At 46.4% G+C, this 20265-nt stretch carries 20 protein-coding genes; 19 read left to right on the top strand and 1 reads right to left on the bottom strand.

The annotated features are described in order from the left end of the window. Positions 1-227: 227 nt before the first annotated feature. From DESYODRAFT_RS23230 to holA, 3 genes are all read left to right on the top strand, one after another. Entirely contained in the window at positions 228-824 is a 597-nt protein-coding gene (locus tag DESYODRAFT_RS23230) for a helix-hairpin-helix domain-containing protein (protein WP_007786809.1), read from the top strand. Continuing rightward, positions 821-3280, top strand: a complete 2460-nt coding sequence (locus DESYODRAFT_RS23225; protein WP_007786808.1) for a ComEC/Rec2 family competence protein — start codon at positions 821-823, stop codon at positions 3278-3280. The genes DESYODRAFT_RS23230 and DESYODRAFT_RS23225 overlap by 4 nt, the downstream gene beginning before the upstream one ends. Before the next feature lie 280 nt (positions 3281-3560). Then, the gene (gene holA / locus DESYODRAFT_RS23220; protein ID WP_007786807.1) at positions 3561-4580 is read left to right on the top strand and encodes a DNA polymerase III subunit delta; all 1020 of its coding nucleotides are present in this window, start codon (positions 3561-3563) and stop codon (positions 4578-4580) included. A 90-nt stretch (positions 4581-4670) separates the two neighbouring features. On the opposite strand, the gene rpsT is transcribed toward holA, so the two are convergent. Beyond that, on the bottom strand, positions 4671-4943 hold the full coding sequence (rpsT, locus tag DESYODRAFT_RS23215) for a 30S ribosomal protein S20 (protein WP_007786806.1): 273 nt from the start codon (positions 4941-4943) through the stop codon (positions 4671-4673). Between the two features lie 241 nt (positions 4944-5184). Between rpsT and DESYODRAFT_RS23210 the strand changes: the two genes are divergently transcribed. From DESYODRAFT_RS23210 to DESYODRAFT_RS23135, 16 genes are all read left to right on the top strand, one after another. Next, positions 5185-5514 (top strand): phage holin family protein, encoded by a 330-nt coding sequence (locus DESYODRAFT_RS23210; RefSeq protein ID WP_007786805.1) that lies wholly within the window; start codon positions 5185-5187, stop codon positions 5512-5514. Positions 5515-5616: 102 nt separating this feature from the next. After that, on the top strand, positions 5617-6702 hold the full coding sequence (gene spoIIP / locus DESYODRAFT_RS23205) for a stage II sporulation protein P (protein ID WP_007786804.1): 1086 nt from the start codon (positions 5617-5619) through the stop codon (positions 6700-6702). An 81-nt stretch (positions 6703-6783) separates the two neighbouring features. Then, complete coding sequence (gene murJ, locus DESYODRAFT_RS23200) at positions 6784-8352, top strand: murein biosynthesis integral membrane protein MurJ (RefSeq protein WP_007786803.1); 1569 nt, start codon at positions 6784-6786, stop codon at positions 8350-8352. 197 nt (positions 8353-8549) lie between these two features. After that, a complete protein-coding gene (locus DESYODRAFT_RS23195; protein WP_007786802.1) occupies positions 8550-8993 on the top strand; it encodes a HutP family protein in 444 nt (147 codons plus the stop codon). A gap of 356 nt (positions 8994-9349) precedes the next feature. Then, positions 9350-9667, top strand: a complete 318-nt coding sequence (locus DESYODRAFT_RS23190) for a P-II family nitrogen regulator (RefSeq protein WP_007786801.1) — start codon at positions 9350-9352, stop codon at positions 9665-9667. Positions 9668-9670: 3 nt separating this feature from the next. Beyond that, complete coding sequence (locus DESYODRAFT_RS23185) at positions 9671-10054, top strand: P-II family nitrogen regulator (protein ID WP_007786800.1); 384 nt, start codon at positions 9671-9673, stop codon at positions 10052-10054. Positions 10055-10113: 59 nt separating this feature from the next. Continuing rightward, entirely contained in the window at positions 10114-10941 is an 828-nt protein-coding gene (nifH, locus tag DESYODRAFT_RS23180; RefSeq protein ID WP_007786799.1) for a nitrogenase iron protein, read from the top strand. Positions 10942-10978: 37 nt separating this feature from the next. Continuing rightward, positions 10979-12406 carry a nitrogenase molybdenum-iron protein alpha chain gene (gene nifD, locus DESYODRAFT_RS23175; RefSeq protein WP_007786797.1) on the top strand — a complete coding sequence of 476 codons (1428 nt, stop codon included), beginning with the start codon at positions 10979-10981 and terminating at the stop codon, positions 12404-12406. 30 nt (positions 12407-12436) lie between these two features. Beyond that, the gene (gene nifK / locus DESYODRAFT_RS23170; RefSeq protein WP_042339046.1) at positions 12437-13864 is read left to right on the top strand and encodes a nitrogenase molybdenum-iron protein subunit beta; all 1428 of its coding nucleotides are present in this window, start codon (positions 12437-12439) and stop codon (positions 13862-13864) included. 18 nt (positions 13865-13882) lie between these two features. After that, complete coding sequence (gene nifE / locus DESYODRAFT_RS23165) at positions 13883-15250, top strand: nitrogenase iron-molybdenum cofactor biosynthesis protein NifE (RefSeq protein WP_007786794.1); 1368 nt, start codon at positions 13883-13885, stop codon at positions 15248-15250. Continuing rightward, complete coding sequence (nifN, locus tag DESYODRAFT_RS23160) at positions 15243-16550, top strand: nitrogenase iron-molybdenum cofactor biosynthesis protein NifN (protein ID WP_007786792.1); 1308 nt, start codon at positions 15243-15245, stop codon at positions 16548-16550. Before nifE ends, nifN begins: the two co-directional genes overlap by 8 nt. 110 nt (positions 16551-16660) lie before the next feature. Further along, the gene (locus DESYODRAFT_RS23155; RefSeq protein WP_007786791.1) at positions 16661-17032 is read left to right on the top strand and encodes a NifB/NifX family molybdenum-iron cluster-binding protein; all 372 of its coding nucleotides are present in this window, start codon (positions 16661-16663) and stop codon (positions 17030-17032) included. A 69-nt stretch (positions 17033-17101) separates the two neighbouring features. Beyond that, a complete protein-coding gene (gene fdxB, locus DESYODRAFT_RS23150; protein WP_007786790.1) occupies positions 17102-17365 on the top strand; it encodes a ferredoxin III, nif-specific in 264 nt (87 codons plus the stop codon). Between the two features lie 199 nt (positions 17366-17564). After that, the gene (locus DESYODRAFT_RS23145) at positions 17565-18401 is read left to right on the top strand and encodes a radical SAM protein (protein ID WP_007786788.1); all 837 of its coding nucleotides are present in this window, start codon (positions 17565-17567) and stop codon (positions 18399-18401) included. A gap of 2 nt (positions 18402-18403) precedes the next feature. Continuing rightward, complete coding sequence (locus DESYODRAFT_RS23140; protein ID WP_007786786.1) at positions 18404-19543, top strand: homocitrate synthase/isopropylmalate synthase family protein; 1140 nt, start codon at positions 18404-18406, stop codon at positions 19541-19543. Positions 19544-19737: 194 nt separating this feature from the next. Further along, positions 19738-20184 (top strand): GNAT family N-acetyltransferase, encoded by a 447-nt coding sequence (locus DESYODRAFT_RS23135; protein ID WP_007786785.1) that lies wholly within the window; start codon positions 19738-19740, stop codon positions 20182-20184. The last annotated feature ends 81 nt before the right edge of the window (positions 20185-20265 follow it).

Below are 20265 nucleotides of genomic sequence, written 5' to 3'. Positions count from 1 at the left end.
AAACTTTGGAAGCGCCGTATACCGAACGGTACGTACGGTGCTGTGGGAGGTCGGCTGATCAAATAATGATCAGCCTCCTACCCGATCATTGTTGTCCCATATCCAGGGTGCTTGACGAAAGGGCAAAATCCGACAGGATAAGCAAGACTTCGTGGCAGGAGAACAAAGGAATAAGGCGAAATTGAAACCGATAAAGCAGATTATTTGATATGGCAGGGGGTATGGGGATGGAACGGAAGCTACGCTATGCCTGGTGGGGTGTCCTTGTTGGTTTGGTGATTGTAGCGATTTGGAAACTGTTTCTTCCTCATGGCTCGGAGACGTATCTTCAAAAAGCAGATACGCGTCGGGAGATTATTGTTTATATTGCCGGGGCCGTTGAAAAACCGGGACTTGTTCATTTAGAGCCTGATGCTCGTTTGGATGATGCCCTTAAGCAAGTCAGCTTATTGCCGGAGGCGAACTTAGAGAGTATGAATCCGGCGGAAAAACTAAAAGACGGTCAGAAAGTGACGGTTCCGTTCAAGGTTGTTATTCCCCAAGATTCTGCAGGCTTAACGACTTCATCCGCGCCAGCTGCGCCTGCGGCTAATCCTCTGCAAACAGTAGTTTCGTCAACATCCGAAGGCAAAATAAACATTAATACTGCCGGGGCTGCTGAACTGGACAAACTGTCTGGTGTCGGCCCGGCGTTGGCGGAGCGGATTATTCAATATCGGACGGAACATGGACCCTTTGCCAGACCTGAAGATTTAGAGAATGTTTCGGGTATTGGTCCCAAGACTTATGAAAAAATGGCTTCCCAAGTGACGGTTGGACCATGAGAGATCCTTTGATCAGACGAGCGTCTGCCCTCTTGCTCGGAGGACTTATTGGAGCGTACATTCCGTCTGAGGGACGTTTTTGGGCTTTGGGGATTCTTGTATGGTTAGGGGTTCGGCTTTTATTGTGGTGTCCTCGTGATTTCTTTGGCCGCATGTTTCGACCTGAAATACCACTGTTAGCAGGGAGTCTGTTGTTGGGGTTTGTCTATGGAGCGCTTGCAGAGAGAACCTTGCCGGAACCCCTTGTTTTGGATCGCGTAGAAATTGTTGGCCTCTTAAAGGATTGGAATATAAATGAGGATATGGCGGTTGGACTTCTGCGTGTCGAGGAAGGTGAGGTTAAAGGTCAGACCTATCGTTTAGCTGTTTATCCTGATCAAGGGGGACATATTCCAAGTGAGTGGAAGCGGGTTCAGCCTGGAGACCGGCTGAGCTTTCAAGGGCACTTGGAAAGACTTAAGCCTCTCGGTACGCCGGGTGGCTTTGATGTGCGGCTTTACTATGGAGTTAGAGGGCTAAGCGGAACTATGTACGCTCAAGGGGATGCAGTGCTTGTATCTGCAGGGGAGCCGGGCCTGACTTGGAAGATTCGTCAGCAAGTTCGGAACCGGCTTTTGATTTGGGATTCAGAGGAAACAGGGGTCTTAGAGGGGATTCTGTTTGGAGATTCCAGTCGGATTCCAGACGTGGTCGAAGAACGCTATAAGGTGACGGGTGTGCTTCACGTTTTTGCAGCCTCGGGCTCGAATGTAGCCTTTGTATTGGGGTTTTCCTGGCTTCTCTTCTGCTTTTTGCCAAAAGGATTCAGGATTGGTGCAACAGTTTTGGCTTTGTTGCTTTATGCCGCCCTTTGCGGGGGAAATGCTCCGATTGTCAGAGCAACTATCTTGGGGATTGCGCTTTTACTGGGGCGTCTGGGCCGGGAAAAAGTGGCTGTGTTGAGATGGTTGTTTTTTGCTGCTGTGGGGCTTTTTATTCATAACCCTTTGATTATTCAGGATCTTGGTTTTCAGCTTTCTTTTGCGGCAGCCTGGGGAATAATAGTGCTCACTCCTCGGATCCTTGGGACGAAGTTATTGGCAAATATACCTGCTTTGCTTCGTTATGCGGCTGCCGGAACCCTGGCAGCTCAAGCGGCGACCTTACCGCTGTTGATTGCAGCGTTTCATCGCTTATCGATCATTGGTTTATTGGTTAATGTCTTTATCCTATTTGTCTTAGGGGGTGTATTAGAAGTAGGGCTCTTAGGGGTATTGCTTTCTTTTTCCCCAGAATTGTCTGCTCCCTTGTTTCAAGCAAGTTTATGGCTGCTGGAAGGGACGAATGCGATTTTAAAGTTCCTGGCGGAATTACCCTATGCGGATGTCTGGGTTCTAAATCCGGGGCCCCTTTTCTGGTTGATCTGGTATGGCGGCATTGGCGTTGTTTTGTGGGGGAGAGAGCGTGCTCTCTTTACCTTTAAAGTAAGATGGATTTACTGCCGCAGAGGGTTAAGTAAACTTGCGGTCAGGCTGATTGAGGAATGCCCAGGGGGGCTTGGTCAAGCCATGCAACGAACGTTGGCAAGTATATCGTACAGACCTATTTCGGGAAATCGGTGGTTAGTCCGCTGGAGCGGGATATTGCTGATTCTGGTTTTATTATGGAGCCCCTGGAATTCAAAAAACGATCTGGAAGTCGTTATAATTGATGTGGGACAAGGAGATGCGACCTTAATACGGACGCCTGAGAAGCATGCTGTTTTAATCGATACCGGTCCGCGCAGTGAAACCTTTGATGCGGGGGAGCGTATTGTCCTGCCCTATCTGCTGCATACAGGCACTCGGCATTTGGATGCCCTGCTGATTACCCATGAACATAATGATCATATTGGTGGAGTACGAGCGATACTCAAGACTATTCCCACTGATTGGGTAGGGGTGCCTAATGTGGGCGAGCGTCTGGAAAATGAGGAATGGCGAGAGGGGCTGCCCGTGGGTTTAACTCGACAGTCCGAGACGTTGCGCCTACTTCAAGCGGGTGATCGAATCAATCTGGATTCAGGAGCTTGGATTGATGTCTTAGGTCCGCAGCAGGTCCTTAAAGGAACGCATTCGGATGCCAATAATAATTGTTTGGTGCTCAAACTTCATTATTTAGGGCAAAGTGTTATGTTAACGGCGGATATGGAGCAAGAACAAATGCAGGACATCTATGAGACGGGTGTGGCTCTGGAAACAGATGTTTTTAAGGTTCCTCATCATGGAAGCCGGTTTTCCTTGTATGCACCTTGGTTAGAAAGTATGTATCCTCAGGCTGTGTGGATATCGGTAGGGAAAAACTCCTTTGGCCACCCCTCACGGGAAGTGCTTCGGTATTGGGAAGAACGTCATGTTCCGGTTTTTCGGACGGACGAGTATGGAACGATTAGGCTATTGTTAGGGGAAGGTGGGGTTGAGGTTATTCCTGGCCGCTAGTGTACTGCTCCTCTATATCCATAAATTAAAGCTGGAATCCGATTATTTTTCGACAGTATGTATAAAAAGGAAATGTTGGGTAACAATAACAAGGAACATCTCTTTTCTCCTCCTCTTTCTTTTGCTCCTCCACTACCGTGGGGGGCTTTTTTTATTGTTCGGGAAAGTATATAATTTTTGACTTGTGGATAACTGATGTAGTGTGTGCGGCAGCATGCTTTTTTCACTGGCTTTTTTTAAGGGTCTCGATTAAAATGAGCACTAGAGGTGTTTAGTTAAGATGCGTGAGATTGAACGAATCAGGGAAAGCGTAGAAAAGGGAAGGATTGCGTCCATTTACCTTTGGCATGGGGAGGAGCGCTTTTTAATACAGGAAGGATTGAAAGTCCTTAAGTCGTTCTATTTCATGAGGGATCCTTCCGGAAGTGGAATCGAAGTACTGGACTCAAAGGAGTTATCTCCAGCTGAAATCGTAGAGCGGGCTAATACAATGTCCTTTTTTGCTAACCGTCTTGTGGTGGTTGATGAGGCTCCTTATTTTCAGGAGGGACAAACGACAGATTTAGAGCCGTTTATAGAGTATTTTTCCAACCCAAATCCTGCTACCTGCCTCTTGTTTGTCGCTGAGAGCGTGCATAGAGGAAGAAAACTTTATAAAGCTTTGAGCCGGGCGAAGGCGGGGGAGATCTTAGAATTTTCAGTTCCCAAACGTCCTCAGGAATGGCTGGCTTGGGTTCAGGCAGAATTAAATGCACGGGGAAAGGCAATGGATGCTAAGGTGGCGTCTCAGTTTATTGAATGGGCAGGACATCAGACCGGGGTTTTAAGTCAGGAGTTAGATAAGCTTGTAGCTTTTGTGGGGGATCGCTCAAAGATAACCATGTCGGATGTTAAGACTATCACGACGCGGACGATTGAAGCGAGTATCTTTAATCTTTTGGATGCGGTAGCAGATCGTTCCTCGGCAAAAGCAGTTAAGACGTTGCGGGAGGTGTTACTTGAAGAGCATCCCTTAAAGGTTTTAACCTTAATGGTTCGTCAGGTTCGTCTTTTGCTGGGCTGTGATGCCTTACGCAAGCGGGGCGGAAATCTGGCTGAGGTTCCTTCTGTGTTGGGGATTAAACCATATGAAGCCCAAAAGCTTTGGCAGCAATCTTCAAAGTTAGCGACGAAGCAGTTGTCTGAGGGGTTAGCAGAATGTTTGAAGACAGATGTGGCAATGAAATCCGGGGGCGGAGATCCCGGATTTTTATTGGAAATGATGATTATCAGGTTTTGTGGAGGGGAGTCGGTTACTTAGTCTGTTAAGGTTGTGCCAGGGGACGGGGTTATTGACACAAAAAAAGAAAGCGACGATTGCGTCGCTTTCTTTTTTACAGCAATTTTTTGCTTAGCCCACTTGAGCAAAATGTTTGCTGAAGCGTTTTGTAAGACGGGACTTTTTGCGAGCAGCTAAGTTTTTATGAATCAAACCCTTGGAGGAGGCTTTATCCAAAGCACGAGCAGCCCTTTTCAAAGCGAGTGCTGCAGTCTCGGAATCCGTGCTGATTGCTTCTTCAAAACGGCGAATGGTTGTACGTAATGCAGATTTTGCAGCAGCATTTTTAATCGTGCGAGCTTTTGCCAACTCAACTCTTTTAATGGCGGATTTAATGTTTGGCACTAATAGTCACCCCCTTTGGTTATGACATTCGTTCGGATTGTTGCACAAACTATATTTTAACATCAGGATTTAAAATTATCAAGGAAAATCAGGAATTTTGTTGTTAATCTGAGATATTGTCACCATAGAAAATAAGGAAATTACTGCAATGTAAATAAATCCGGATCATTTTGTTTAAACTAAACCTTGTATCACGGAAACACTTTAAAGTGTAGCAAATAAATGATTGGAGGGTCTTGCAATGGTAGGTATGATCGTTCGGTTTATCGTATCCGCTTTGGTTTTGCTTTTGGTGAGTTGGATTGTTCCGGGGCTTCGGGTGGCTGGATTTACGGGAGCTTTAATTGCAGCCGCAGTGATTGCCATAATGGGTTATGTTATTGAAAGGGTGTTCGGAGATAAAATTACCCGGATGGGACGGGGAACGGTCGGATTTTTGACGGCTGCCGTTGTTATTTACTTCAGTCAGTTTCTTGTTCCCGGGTCCATTTCAGTTTCTATTATTGGCGCGTTACTGGCTTCCCTGGTGATTGGTATTGTCGATAGCTTTGTTCCGACAACCCTTCGCTAAACATAAGCGCAACACTTAAATTTTATCTGAACTATATTTTTTAGGTTCTAGCTTGGACTTGTCCTTCATATTTCTTCAATAAGAGGAAGGGGGACAAGTCCTTTGTTACGGGAAGATTTTTATCATCGGCAAACTAAAAATTATAGGATTTGGACATTTAAAGAATGGCTGAGAGGGTTTTTCCTTGGGATTGTTAGCCTCTTAATTATTTTAGGGTTAGCTTATGCTTTGCGCAGTGGGAGTTCCCACCAATTTGTTCATTTTTTAACTCAACAGTCGTTTCCTTTTGAAGCGATTTTGTTAGAAGGGGCTCCGGGGTATTCCCAACCGGAACGCTCTCGTTTGGACTTAGTGAGGCATCAAGGTGCGGCAGTGAGCATGTTTTTATTGACGGGTGTTAATATTTCGGACCCGCGGACATTTTTTCTGAGCTATTTTTCCCCTCCGCCCCAAGGCCCGGTTTGGTTAGGGTGGGCCTATAATCCTGATGATCCTGAGTTTGAAGGTCCCATTCTTGAGCCAATTGACCCTCAGATACCTGAAAATAATGAGTCTCTGAATCCTCCCCCGCCGGAACCAGCTGGTCGTAAGGAAGTCGTTGTGGGGATTTATAATACGCATAACAGTGAAAGTTATGCAGGGAATGGGGGGCCTGATCGATTACAGGGAGAAAATGGGGACATCGTAACAGTAGGAGCTACCTTAAAGAAAGCTCTTGAGCAAAAGGGAGTCGGTGTTGTTCATGACAAGAAAATACATGATGCGGTCGATTTTATGAAGTCATATAGCGAGTCCGTTAAGACGGCAACTCAGCTCATTAAGGACTATCCTTCTATTAAGATTTTATTAGATATTCACCGGGATGGACTCCCGCCTGGATTCCCTAAGTCAACCATTACGGTCAATGACCGAAAAATCTGCAAGGTTCTGGTGGTGATAGGCAAGAAGAATCCGCACTGGGAAAAGAATGAGGCCTTAGCTAAAGAACTGATGGCTATAGGTGAAACGAAATATCCCGGGCTTTTTAAACCCAATATTAGTTATGCAGCTGATGCGCGGTACAACCAACATCTTTCGGAGGGCGGTTTGTTGCTGGAATTCGGGAGTCAGCATAATACGCTGGATGAAGCTAATGGTGCAGCGGAAGCTGTAGCTGAAGTTTTAGCGGAGTGGCTGAAAGGGAAGTAGCAGGTTTCTCTTTTTTCGTATGGTGAAAAATGCTATAATTCGGGTGGCAGAGTAGCGATGGGGAGAAGAGGTTAATTTAAGATGTCATCAACTAATCGAACACTTATGAAGGCTGCCGGTTTTTTAATGGCTGCTCAGATGGCTTCACGTATTCTGGGGTTTTTGCGAGAGTCATTGATGGCCGGTTTTTTTGGACAGGGTGGGGTGACAGATGCTTATAATACTGCGTTTGTACTTCCGGATTTATTATATTGGCTATTAGTAGGCGGAGTTTTAAGTGCCGCCTTTATTCCTGTCTTTTCTGAGTATATTGCCAAGGAGAATGAGGATGAGGGCTGGCGAGTGGTCAGCTCGGTTGTGAATTTGATTTTTATTACCCTAGGCTTACTTATTTTATTGGGGCTTTTTTTTACACCGCAATTTATTAAGCTGGTGGTTCCCGGGTTTGCGCCTGAAAACACGGTGCTGGCAATTCACTTAACCAGGATTCTTTTGATACAGCCACTTTTTATGGCTTTGAGTGGGTTGACGATGGGAGTTTTGAATTCCTATAAGATTTTTTGGCCCTCGGCTTTAGGAACTGTGCTTTATAATGCGTCCGTGATTTTCTTTGGTACGATCCTGGCCAATCCCGAGAAACCTGAGAGTGTTTCGGGCTTTGCCTTTGGGGTTGTTGTTGGGGCGGTGATAAGTTTTGGGGTTCAAATTCCTTCTTTACGCAGAGTAGGCGTGCGGTATTACCCGATTATTGATCTGAAGCATCCGGGGGTTCGGCTGATCGGAGCTTTAGCGTTGCCCATCATTATTAGTTATTCGCTGAACCAAATTCAGGTTGTGGTCAATAATAACTTCGGATCAACGTTGTTTCCCGGGAGTATTACGGCTGTCTGGTATTCCTATCGGCTTTTTCAGCTGCCAGTGGGGATTTTTGCATTAGCGATTGCCGTGGCCACGTTTCCGACAATGACGGAACAAGCGGCGTTGAAACAATGGGATAACTTTCGGGAAACGATCTCAAATGCTATTCGCATGGTTATTTTTATAACGGTTCCGATTTCGATTGGCATGATTGTCTTGCGTTTTCCTCTCATTCGGGTTTTGTTCGAGCATGGTCAATTCACGCCTCAAGATACATTAACAATGGCCATTCCGTTATTTTATTTCTCCATAGGAATATCGTCGCAAGCGGTCATTCAGATTCTCCCGCGGGTTTTTTATGCCCTGCAGGATACCTGGACACCTGTTTTGCTGGGAATCGTGGCGATGGCCATTAATATTATAGCCATGTTTTTGCTGGTGGGTCCGCTTGCTCATGGGGGTTTAGCGTTCGCCACGACGATAGCCGCTTTTGCAAATATGCTCCTCTTGTTTTACGTGCTGCACAAGCGGATGGGGAAAATGGACGGATGGAATATGTTCTGGACCAGCCTTAAGTCCATAGCAGCATCCCTGCTTATGGCGCTTGTGGTCTGGGGATGGTGTCTCTTGCTGACTCCTGTGATAGGGGTTAGTACGATCCCCTCGTTGATCATGCTGGTGACTGGAACGGCCATAGGGGTGCTTGTCTTTGCCGGGATGGCAAAGCTTCTGAGAATGAAAGAGTTTAATCTGGTAATGGGAATGGTGCACAGGAAGATGGGGAAAAGATAGTACAAACCGGGAACCTATGTATACCTGTATTATTAGCAAATGCCCTTGTCTACTCATTGACAAAGCTTAGAATACCGAGTATCATATGCTATATTAATTGCATTACTTTAATTAAAGATTAGGCAATGGAGCCGTCAAGGTATCTTAAAGATATCTGGCGGCTTTTTCTATTCTGACTAAGGAGGAGGGGCAATCGTTTGAAAGCACCATTACCCAAGGAAAAAGCGAAACCTTCCTTAGAACGCTTAGCCTTAAAGTTAGCTATGACGGAGACACGGGAGGAAGAGGAGAAACTTAAAAAGGCTCTTAATGAATTGTTTGATCTGCGCTGCGGTGTGACGGAACTTGGAGGAACAGTGTCAAATCTCCAACATACGGGTAAGCTTACGAATTCAGTGATGGCAACAGCCTTTAACACCGGGGTCATTCCCAAAGAGGACCGAAAGATACACGCCCTGATCCATGCCACATTGGAAGCTAGCAACAGCATTTTTATTCATACTAACAGTAATGCCAGTCTTGCCCTGAAAATTGGCTTAACCACAGATAGTGAATGGATTGCAGTAGCTATTTATGGCCGTTCTTCGCTCCACCCCCTTTTGGAACATGCACGGGTAGGATTGGGGGTTATGCACCTCTGATAGAGCGAAATAGCTTTCATCAAAGCTTAACCGAATTAGTGTAAAAGTGTAGAAGTAAGTCAAACTCCATTTGACCATAATTTCATAAACCGGGCACCAGATCAAAGCGAAGATTTGGAGCGGAATAGTGTTTTAGAGAGCCCTTAATTTATCAGAATTAGGGGCTCTCTTTGTCTTTTTATCCTGGCCTCCAGCCAAAAGCTAATTTCTTGGGTTTTCAATTTTATAAGCTGCTTAAGCAATTCACAGAGGTTCATAGTTCCTTATCAAAGGAGGTGATGCGATGGAATTTACGAGGTTATCCGAAACTAAGCGCCATGAAGAAATCAACCTGAATTTGAAGGAGGACAAAGTATATGAAAATGATTAGAGCCATTGTAAGACCGGATAAAACAGAGGGAGTGGCAGAAGCTTTGGCCAAGGCTGGAATGCCCTCCCTGACAAAAATGCACGTCTTTGGGCGGGGCAGAACGAAAGGAATTCGGATCGGGGATGTGGTTTATGATGAGTTTCCCAAGACTTTGCTGATGATGGTTGTCGATGATGAGAAGCTTGATGAAGCTATCACCATTATTCTCGGAAATGCCAAGACTGGAACTATGGGGGATGGGAAGGTTTTTGTCAGTGAAGTATTAGAAGCCTATACCGTAAGTAATGGCACAAAGGGGTTGTAATGAATGAAAGAAGTAATGATGGTGATTCGGCGTCATCAGGTTCCCGCGACGAAAAAGGCTCTTGAGGATGCCGGGTTTCCTGCTTTGACGATTCAAAGTGTTGAGGGGCGCGGCAAGCAGGGAGGTATTGGCGGATGGGCAGGGGAGGTTGATCCTGAATTGAATGCGCTGATGAAGAGCAATTCTGCCGATGAGCCCAAATTTGATTGGATTCCCAAACGGTTGTTAACCATTATAGTTCAGGATGATCAAGTGGAAGAGGTGGCCGATGTGATTATTAAGGCTAATCAGACAGGGCACATGGGGGACGGCAAAATTTTTGTCTGCCCTTTGCAGGAGGTTGTTCGGGTTCGTACGGGGGAAGTCGGAAACGATGCGGTTGTATAGAGCAGAGCCGGCGGCAAGTACCGAATTCAATTTACGTTAAATAAGGAGATGTATTTGACATGAGACAAATTGCGATCTATGGCAAAGGCGGGATCGGAAAATCAACCACGACCCAAAACACGGTGGTAGCCTTGGCGGAAATGGGCAGAAAAGTGACGATTGTGGGCTGTGACCCTAAAGCAGATTCGACACGTTTGATTCTGCATAGTAAAGCTCAAACCACAGTTATGGACTTGGCCCGTGAAAGAGGGACGGTTGAAGATCTGGAGCTGGAGGATGTCTTAGTGGAAGGCTATCTAGGGGTTCGCTGTTCGGAATCCGGGGGTCCCGAACCAGGAGTTGGCTGTGCCGGGCGCGGTGTTATTACAGCGATTAACTTTTTAGAAGAAAACGGTGCCTATACGGAGGATACAGATTATGTTTTCTATGATGTTCTTGGTGATGTTGTGTGCGGGGGATTTGCAATGCCAATCCGGGAGAATAAAGCCAAGGAAATCTATATTGTCACCTCCGGGGAAATGATGGCCATGTATGCCGCTAATAATATTTCTAAAGGAATTCTGAAGTACGCTCAAACCGGGACTGTTCGTCTGGGGGGATTAATCTGTAACAGCCGTCAGACAGACAAGGAGAATGAATTAATTGAGGCTTTAGCCAAAGCTTTAAATACTCAAATGATTCACTTTATGCCTCGGGATAATGAGGTGCAACGGGCTGAAGTTCGTAAAATGACGGTTATTGAATATAACCCAACTCATAAACAGGCAGATGAGTATCGAGCCTTGGCCAGGAAAATTGAGAATAACACCATGATGACCATCCCGACTCCTCTTTCCATGGATGCCTTGGAAGATTTAATGATGGAATTCGGGATCATGGAGATGTAAGGTTGATCAGCGATTGAGATATGAGGAGGACAGCTTTATGAGCACACGGGAGATCGTCGATTTCCGGAAACAGGTCGTGGAAGACGTTTTAGAGGTTTATCCGGAAAAGGCCAAAAAGAATCGGAGACAACATATTGCGGTTAAAGATAGTGAGTGTGCAGGCTGCGCAGTCAAATCCAATGCCAAAACAGTCCCTGGCATCATGACTGCCCGGGGGTGTGCTTACGCAGGGGCTAAAGGGGTTGTTTGGGGTCCGGTTAAGGATGTGGTGCATATTTCTCATGGACCCGTCGGTTGCGGCTATTATTCCTGGGGGAACCGCCGGAACTTAGCAGAAGGTGAAATCGGCGTTGACAACTTTGTGCCCTTTTTATTTACCTCGGACTTCCAGGAAAGCGATATAATTTATGGCGGCGACAAAAAGCTGGAAAAAATCATCCACGAGGTTGTTGATCTTTTCCCAAATGCCAAAGGGGTTTCTGTTCTTTCGGAGTGCCCTGTCGGACTGATTGGGGATGACATTGAAAGTGTCGCCCGCCGGATGAGTGAAAAATTTGAGCTGCCGGTTGTCCCGGTTCGTTGTGAGGGATTTAGGGGAATAAGTCAGTCCCTGGGCCATCATATTGCTAATGATGCTATTCGGGATCACGTTTTAGGGAAGGGTTCAGCCAGAGACGTTGGACCATACGACATTGGAATTATCGGAGACTACAATATCGGTGGTGATGCCTGGGCCAGTAAAAAGATTCTGGAAGAAATAGGGCTGAAGGTTGTTAATATCTGGACGGGGGACTCTACCCTGGAAATGCTTCAGAATGGCCATCTTGTCAAGCTTAATTTAATCCACTGCTTCAGAAGCATGAATTATATTGCTAAATACATGGAGGAAACCTATGGCACCCCTTGGCTGGAATTCAATTTCTTCGGGCCGACGAAAATCAGGGAATCCATTCTTAAAATTGCAGCTCAATTTGATAACAGTATTATGGAGAAAGCCTTAAAGGTCATCGAGAAATATGAACCTTTGATGCAAAACGTGATTGATACCTACCGCCCGCGTCTGGAAGGGAAAAGTGTCATGCTGTATGTAGGCGGGCTTCGGCCAAGACACATTGTCGGTGCCTATGAAGATTTAGGCATGGAGGTGATCGGAACCGGTTACGAATTTGCCCACAAGGAGGATTATGAGAAAACCATTCCCGCCTTAAAAGAGGGAACGTTGATTTATGATGATGTAACCGCATTAGAACTCGAAGAATTCGTCAAGAAGCTAAAACCTGACTTGGTAGGATCGGGCATTAAAGAAAAATATGTCTTTGAAAAAATGGGTCTTCCTTTCCGACAAATGCATTCTTGGGATTATTCCGGTCCGTATCACGGATACGAAGGATTCCCCATCTTTGCCCGGGATATGGATATGGCCATCAACAGCCCAACCTGGAAAGTCATTAAAGCACCGTGGTAAAGTGAGCTCATATTAATTTAGGCAGAAAGGATGTCACTTATGGAAGCTTGTACGAAGGTAACAAAAGAATGGCTGAATACTCAAGAATACCGGGTAAAGAATTTTGCCCGTGAAAAGCTGGTTATCAATCCAGCCAAAGCCTGCCAACCTCTTGGCGCCTTGTTTTGCTCCTTGGGAATTGAAGGAAGTCTCCCGTTTGTTCATGGTTCACAAGGATGCGCCGCCTATTTTCGCAGTACCCTATCCCGTCATTACAGGGAACCTGTTGCAGCAGTCTCTGATTCTATGACAGAGGATTCCGCGGTGTTCGGCGGACAGTCGAATCTGATTGAAGGCTTGAAGAATGCTAATGCACTTTATAGCCCCAAAGTGATCTCTATGTTTACGAGCTGTATGGCAGAAGTGATTGGGGACGATATTAAGGCTTATTTAGGCAATGCCAAAGACCAGGGAGCGATTCCCCAAGAACTGCCCGTTGCCTTGGCGAACACTCCGAGTTTTAAGGGATCTCATATAACCGGGTATGACACCATGCTTAAAGGGCTCATTGACTGCTTAGCCGAGCCCAGACAGGAGGATAAACTGAACGGCCGGCTTTATATTGTCCCTGGTTTTGACCCTTATACGGCCAATCTTCGTGAATATAAACGGCTTCTTCAGGTGATGGATGCGCCTTATACTCTTTTGCCTGATCAAAGTGAGGTTCTGGATGCTCCTAATTTAGGCACCTACGAATTGTATCCCGGAGGAACAACCATCACAGAAATGAAGGATGCCCTAAACGCCCCGTGTTTCTTATGCCTCCAAACCTATTCAACTCCGACAACCCAAAAATATTTGGCCGCTAAGGAAATTCCGGTTAAAGCGATCTCTATGCCCATCGGGATCGGGGGCACGGACAAATTCATAGAAGCCATCGCCCAATTTACAGGAAAAGAGGTGCCCGGGGAAATAACCAATGAACGGGGACGTTCGATCGACGCCATGACAGATGCCCATCAATATATTCATGGCAAGAAATTTGCCCTGTTTGGTGACCCGGATATTCTGATGGGGCTTGTCTCATTTCTGCTGGAAATGGGCGGGGAACCGGTCCATATCCTTTGCACGAATTCCACTCCCTTATTTAAGAAAGCTATGGAAGGTTTGCTGGCCTCCAGCCCTTATGGTCAAGGTGGTACACTCTATGCCGGCAAAGACCTTTGGCATCTCAGATCTCTTTTAGTTACAGAACCCGTAGATATGTTGATTGGCGATTCCCATGGCAAGTGGGCTGCCCGAGATGCTGATATTCCCCATGTCAGAGTGGGTTTCCCCATTACGGACCGGGTAAATCTTCATCGCTATCCAATCATCGGGTATTCCGGAGTTATCAACTTGATCACGATGATCGTCAATACATTTTTGGAGGAAAAAGATAGAACATCGACAGATACTTACTTTGAAATGATGCGTTAGTGAACGGAGGGGTGCTTCATGTTTACCAATCTTACAAAATTGGATCTCAAAGACAAAGAGTGCATGTCAGATGCCGGTTCGCCTAAATTGTGCATGAAGGCCCTGCCCGGGGAAGGCGCAGAGCGAAGCTGCGCTTATGACGGGGCACGAGTTGTGCTGATGCCCATTACGGATGTTGCTCATCTTGTTCACGGACCGATTGCATGTGCAGGTAACTCCTGGGATAACCGGGGAGCGCGCTCCTCTGGCTCCCAGCTCTTCCGGCGGGGCCTGACCACCGACATTATGGAAAATGACGTGGTTTACGGCGGAGAGAAGAAACTAAAAGAGTCGATCCTGGAAATTGCCCTCCGGCATAATCCAAAAGCCATCTTTGTCTACGCAACCTGTGTCTCCTCGCTGATTGGAGATGATGTCGACAAGGTTTGTCAGGAGGCGGAAGCGGAACTGACAATGTCGGTGATTGCCGTTAATTGCCCAGGCTTTTTGGGAGACAAGAATATTGGAAATCGTATTGCGGGAGAAGTCTTATTTGACCGGGTAATAGGAACGGCGGAAGAGCCGGATGAGAAAATACCTCTTTCCATTAACCTGATCGGAGAGTATAACATTGCCGGAGATCTTTGGGGAGTATTGCCCGATTTAAAAAACTTAGGGATCACGCTTCAAACAGCTATAACAGGAGATGCGAAATTTGAGGACTTGCGTTCAGCGCACAGAGCAAGCCTGAATGTGCTTATCTGCTCCAAAAGCCTGACCAATTTGGTTCGGAAAATGGAGATTCGCTATGGTATTCCTTTTATGGAAGGATCCTTTTATGGAATTCATGACACGTCAGAAACCCTGATCAAGATTGCCAAAGCACTTGGCGATCCGGATTTGCTGGAGCGAACCTTAGTTTATGTTCGTAAGAAAGAAGACGAAACACGGCAGATCATTGCAGGCTACAAAACCTTACTAGAGAATAAACAGGCCATCTTGTTTACGGGCGGGGTTAAAACCTGGTCGATGGTGTCCACCTTGGCTGAGTTAGGAATCAACATCCTGGCGGGAGGAACCCAAAACTCGACGCCGGAAGATTTTCAGCGGATGAAAGAACTGATGGATCCCTCCGCTCAGATTATCGAAGATACAAGCTCGGCGGGCTTTCTGAAGATGATTGCGGAGAAAAAACCTGACTTGATCGTCGCTGGAGGAAAGACAAAGTATCTGGCCCATAAAACAAGAACACCTTTTTTAGATATTAACCATGGACGTAAACTCCCTTATGCCGGTTATCAGGGCATGGTTACCTTTGCAAAAAGCTTAACACGCACAGTGCTCAGTCCTGTTTGGGGGCATTTAAGACGGGAATTTCCTCCGAAGGTGGGTGAACAAGATGATTAATCCGACTCAGGAAATTAATACGAGACATTATGAGGGGAATCCCCAGAAAAACAGCCCGGCTTTGGGGGCAACTCTGGCTTACCTGGGTGTCAATGGACTTTTGGCCTTACTTCATGGTTCGCAGGGGTGTTCCTCGTTCATTCGCTTACAGCTTTCCAGACACTACAAAGAACCGATTCCCCTGAATTCAACAGCCCTTTTAGAAGACTCCGTTATTTTTGGCGGCTGGGAGCATCTTAAAAAAGGAATTGCTGTGGCAGCTGATAAATACAAACCGCAAATTATCGGCGTGATGAGCACAGGATTAACTGAAACTTATGGTGACGATATGGTGAGCGCATTGTCCAGCCTGCGCAAGGAAAGGCCGGATTTAGAGAATATGCCGGTTGTGCTGGCCAGTACTCCGGACTATATGGGTTCAATGCAGGAAGGCTATCAGAGGACGGTAGAGGCTTTGCTCATGACATTGGCTGGACACTCAAACTCAAACATCCATTCTGCCCCTGAAGATTCAGCTCCATCCATCGTTTTATTGCCCGGTTGTCATCTGACCCCAGGGGATGTGGATGAACTGAAAGAAGTCGTGATGGACTTCGGATTTAGGCCGGTCACGATTCCTGATCTTTCGATTTCGTTGGATGGGCATGCCGAACTGGAAGCGGCTCCGGTGGTTCAGGGCGGTACCTTACTCGAAGATTTTCAGCGTTTGCCAAAGTGTAAAGCCTGTCTGTCCTTTGGTTTAAGCATGGAACAAGCGGGAGAGATAATCCGGCAAGCGCATCAAATTCCCCATCTCAATTTTCCTTCATTAACTGGCCTTGCGGCGACTGACGCCCTTGTCTTAACCTTAGCTGAATTGTCCGGCAAGCCGGTTCCTGAGAAGCTCCTCCGTCAAAGAAGCCGCTTGCTGGATACACTGGCTGACTATCATGGTCAGCTTGGCGGTCTGAAGGCAGCTATAGCTTTAGAGATGGATCTGCTGTATAGTCTGGCCTCTTGTTTGGTTGAAGTAGGTGCTGAGATTTCGGTAGCTTTGTCAGCATCTCAGGCGGGTATCCATCAGTTGTCCCTGCCGATCCCCATCGAAGTGGGAGATTTGGAAACACTTGAGGAACGAGCGGGTCAGAGTTCGTTGATTATCGCCAATTCCAATGGACGCCAAGCCGCAGGAGCGCTTAAGCTTCCCCACTTAAGAGCGGGCTTGCCGGTGTTTGATCGGGTCGGTTATCCGCAAAAACGTTGGATTGGCTACGAAGGTACTCAGCAATTTCTTTTTGACACCTTGAATTCATTAGGTTAAAGAGAATGTTCACTTAGTCAGACTGAAAGGCACTGAATAATCCGGAAAAGTGTACTGACAGAAATGAGAGATATCCGGAAGATGGTTTTAGGAATAGAGGAGGGTAAGGTATGCTTATAGCCTTTGCCAGTAGTGATGGAATAACCATTGACTCGCATTTTGCTTCCGCCCCTGGGTTTGAAATGTATAAGTTTACAGGAGGGCCTCAAGGAATCATTCATACCTCTCTTTCCGCTGAGGATATGATGGAATCGAAGGATAAAGTGGATGTCCGCATTAAAATGCTTAGAGAATGCGCGATTGTTTATTGCACTCAGATTGGGGGGCCTGCGGCGGCTCGTTTAGTTCAGTGCGGCATTCATCCTATTAAAGTACCTGTTGGAGCACGGATTGCAGATGAACTTAACAAACTGAATACGTTATTGCTTTCGAAAAAGCTGCCTCCTTTTCTAAATAAAAAAGTGGGCAATATAGGTGTCTGAAGTTTAAGGGGTTTTTAACAGTTGCGGTCAATGGATATTGTGAGAAGCCTATACTAGGAGGATGAAAAAATGAGTGAAGGACTAATTTACAAAACCTTTGGCGGATTGCCCTGGACGCCGAAGTTTGTGGAAGCAATTGATAAAACCCTGTGCTTAGGGTGCGGGCGGTGTGTGAAACTATGCGTGCGAAAATGCCTGGGTCTGGAAGGTTTTGAAGACGATGAGGGGACAGAGCGGCATGTAGCGATCATTACTAATCAAGAGCAATGCATCGGCTGCCAGGCTTGTGGCAGCATCTGCATACGTCACTGTTATACGTTTAAAGAAAAATAGATGCGAGGTACGAGGTTCGAAGTTAGAGATTCGAGTGTATGTGTGCTTCCGGGTCTTGAAGGGCTTCGTAAGGGGTGATTGTCTGTTTGTATTTACAGTGAAAGAGAGTGTAAACTCCTACGGTCATGGAGGGCATGCTTATTCCGGCAGGGGCAATGGAAGTGGATTAATCAAACGATGAACGATGGGAGAGATAACGATGCATAGAGAATGTAATCACACGAGAATAAGCAGCCCGAATTTAAATCAAGGGCATCCCTGTTTTTCAACCTCAGGACACGGTAAAACCGGGCGGATACACTTAGCGGTGGCGCCGGAGTGTAATATATCCTGCAATTATTGCGTGCGCAAATTTGATTGTGCCAACGAGTCCCGTCCGGGAGTCACCAGTAAAGTTATTAATCCGGAAGAAGGGATTGAAACCGTCAGCAAGGCTAAAGCCTCTCCCATAGGATCCAAACTTACAGTTGTGGGGATTGCCGGGCCGGGGGAGCCTTTAGCTAATGAAGAGACCTTTCAAACCTTGAGAAAGGTAAAACGGCGCTTTCCAGACATGATTTTTTGTTTAAGTACCAACGGACTTCTCTTGCCGGAGAAACTGGCCGAATTGGCGGAGATTGGAGTTTCTCACCTTACGGTAACCATCAATACCCTTGATGAGCAAGTGGGTGCTAAGATTTATAGCTACATTCATTGGGAAGGGAAAACCATGATCGGTCCTGATGGGGCAAAAATACTGATCAAGAATCAACTAGAGGGACTTGAGCAGGCGTCAAAGGCCGGAATGACCGTGAAAGTCAATACGGTGGTTATTCCGGGGATCAATGAGCACCTTTTATATAGCCTGGCCTTAGAGGTTAAGAAACGAGGAGCACAGATTCACAATTTGCTGCCCCTAATCCCTCAAGCAAAATTCGCGGATAGAATGGCTCCCAGAAAAGAGACGATTAGAAACTACCGCAGTATTCTGGGCTTAATTCTTCCTCAAATGAAGCACTGCCAACAATGCCGTGCAGATGCAATCGGGGTGCTGTAACTATGAAAAAAGGATTAGCTGAGAATGAACAAAGGGTTTGGTTGTGCGATACAACCTTAAGAGATGGGGAGCAGGCTCCCGGTGCGGCATTCAGCTTCCATCAGAAGGAAATGATTGCCCGGGCCTTGGCAGAGGCTGGGATTGATGAGCTGGAAGTGGGAGTGCCTGCCATGAGCGGGTCAGAAACTAAAATGATTTCTCAATTAGTTGCATTGCACCTCCCCGTTCGGCTGATTACTTGGAATCGTGCGGTTCTGTCAGATCTTCAGGCGAGTTACAAAACAGGGGTTGAGGGAGTGGCCATTTCCATTCCTGCCTCGGACCAACAAATCAAGAACAAGCTGAGAAAAAACCGGGCCTGGGTTCTGGAGCAAATGGGGCAGTGTATCCTTAATGCCAAAAAGGAAGTTGGCTATATTGTTCTCGGTCTGGAAGATGCCAGTCGGGCGGAGCTTGGGTTTCTCAAAGAGATATTAGCAGAGGCTGAGAAGCTGGGGGTGGACCGGGTGCGGTTTGCGGATACGACGGGACTCCTTGAGCCGCTGAACGTGTTTTTTACTCTGCAGGAATTAGTAAATGGGACTAAGATTCCTTTGGAATTTCATGGGCACAACGATTTAGGGATGGCAACAGCGAATTCGCTGGCAGCGGTTCAAGCGGGTTTTAAAGCCATTAGTGTTACCGTCGGAGGAATCGGAGAAAGGGCCGGTAATGCTGCTCTTGAGGAAGTTGCTGTTGCGCTGAACTATAGTCTTAATCAAGCCGTGAGACTTGACTTAACACGATTATATTCTATTGGCATGATGGTGAGCTGGGCGACAGAGCGTAAAGTTCCCCGGGCTAAACCTATCATTGGAGAAGACGTTTTTACTCATACATCTTCGATCCACATTGACGGTGTAGAAAAAGACTTGGCGAACTACCACTCTTTTCCGCCTGAAAGTGTGGGAAGGCAGCACTCTACCTCTATCGGTAAATATTCCGGCCGCAAGACGATCTTAAGGTTATTAAATGCCAAGGGGATTGAACTAAACCAAGAAACTGTGGAGGATATTTTAATCAAGATATTACGAAAAACCAATCGGCTTAAAAGGCCCTTGGCGGAAGAAGAGGTCTTAGGAATTGTGGCAAGAACATGCTAAAACCGGAGTCAAAAAAGAAAGCCCAAGCCCTTCTTTAAGCGATTGTGCTTTGAAAGAAGGGTTTGGCTTTTAAACTTGCTGCTTTAGAAAGTTCGGAAAAGGTTGCCGTCCAGGTACTGCCAAGTACTTAAAAGAACGTTTATTGACGTTGATTTAAGACGTATCTAAAATAAGGGGAAAGAGAGTGACTATCTGTGGGACACATCATCAGGGAGGCCGAATGTTCTGACCTGAAAAGTATGATTCTGCTGCTAAGGGTTTTATTTTCCATAGAAAAGGATTTTAAGGCCGATGAAGACAAGCAGCAAAGGGGGCTGGAGCTGATGCTGGAGGACTGCAGCAATCGTTGTCTAATGGTAGCGGAGCTGGAGCAAAGGATCATAGGAATGTGTACGGCACAGATTTTGGTTTCCACTGCGGAGGGCGGAATCGCTGCCTTAATCGAAGATTTGGTTGTTGAAGAAGCCTATAGAGGGCAGGGAATAGGAAAGGAATTGGTGTTAGCCGTTGAAAGTTGGGCGATTGTCCGGGGGGCTAAACGTTTACAGTTATTAGCGGATCGTAATAATACCCGGGGGTTAGGATTCTATAAGAAGATGGGCTGGAAGTTTACTCAGCTAATATGTTTGCAGAAAAAATAGCAATTTGTCGTTAGCTGAAGTGCGCCGGCAAACAAGCAAATTGAAGCTGCCTAAATTAAAGTTAGAAAGAATAGTCTGATC

Origin of the sequence: Desulfosporosinus youngiae DSM 17734, assembly GCF_000244895.1 — a bacterium.
In the GTDB taxonomy this organism is placed as follows: Bacteria; Bacillota; Desulfitobacteriia; order Desulfitobacteriales; family Desulfitobacteriaceae; genus Desulfosporosinus; species Desulfosporosinus youngiae.
The sequence above is the reverse complement of the archived record's forward strand: the minus strand, read 5'-3'. Positions and strand labels throughout refer to the sequence as shown.

Coding starts and splice junctions, on each gene's coding strand:
- DESYODRAFT_RS23230 (WP_007786809.1), top strand. CDS start 228: ATGGAACGGAAGCTACGCTATGCCTGGTGGGGTGTCCTTGTTGGTTTG.
- DESYODRAFT_RS23225 (WP_007786808.1), top strand. CDS start 821: ATGAGAGATCCTTTGATCAGACGAGCGTCTGCCCTCTTGCTCGGAGGA.
- holA (WP_007786807.1), top strand. CDS start 3,561: ATGCGTGAGATTGAACGAATCAGGGAAAGCGTAGAAAAGGGAAGGATT.
- DESYODRAFT_RS23210 (WP_007786805.1), top strand. CDS start 5,185: ATGGTAGGTATGATCGTTCGGTTTATCGTATCCGCTTTGGTTTTGCTT.
- murJ (WP_007786803.1), top strand. CDS start 6,784: ATGTCATCAACTAATCGAACACTTATGAAGGCTGCCGGTTTTTTAATG.
- DESYODRAFT_RS23190 (WP_007786801.1), top strand. CDS start 9,350: ATGAAAATGATTAGAGCCATTGTAAGACCGGATAAAACAGAGGGAGTG.
- DESYODRAFT_RS23185 (WP_007786800.1), top strand. CDS start 9,671: ATGAAAGAAGTAATGATGGTGATTCGGCGTCATCAGGTTCCCGCGACG.
- nifH (WP_007786799.1), top strand. CDS start 10,114: ATGAGACAAATTGCGATCTATGGCAAAGGCGGGATCGGAAAATCAACC.
- nifD (WP_007786797.1), top strand. CDS start 10,979: ATGAGCACACGGGAGATCGTCGATTTCCGGAAACAGGTCGTGGAAGAC.
- nifK (WP_042339046.1), top strand. CDS start 12,437: ATGTCACTTATGGAAGCTTGTACGAAGGTAACAAAAGAATGGCTGAAT.
- nifE (WP_007786794.1), top strand. CDS start 13,883: ATGTTTACCAATCTTACAAAATTGGATCTCAAAGACAAAGAGTGCATG.
- nifN (WP_007786792.1), top strand. CDS start 15,243: ATGATTAATCCGACTCAGGAAATTAATACGAGACATTATGAGGGGAAT.
- DESYODRAFT_RS23155 (WP_007786791.1), top strand. CDS start 16,661: ATGCTTATAGCCTTTGCCAGTAGTGATGGAATAACCATTGACTCGCAT.
- fdxB (WP_007786790.1), top strand. CDS start 17,102: ATGAGTGAAGGACTAATTTACAAAACCTTTGGCGGATTGCCCTGGACG.
- DESYODRAFT_RS23145 (WP_007786788.1), top strand. CDS start 17,565: ATGCATAGAGAATGTAATCACACGAGAATAAGCAGCCCGAATTTAAAT.
- DESYODRAFT_RS23140 (WP_007786786.1), top strand. CDS start 18,404: ATGAAAAAAGGATTAGCTGAGAATGAACAAAGGGTTTGGTTGTGCGAT.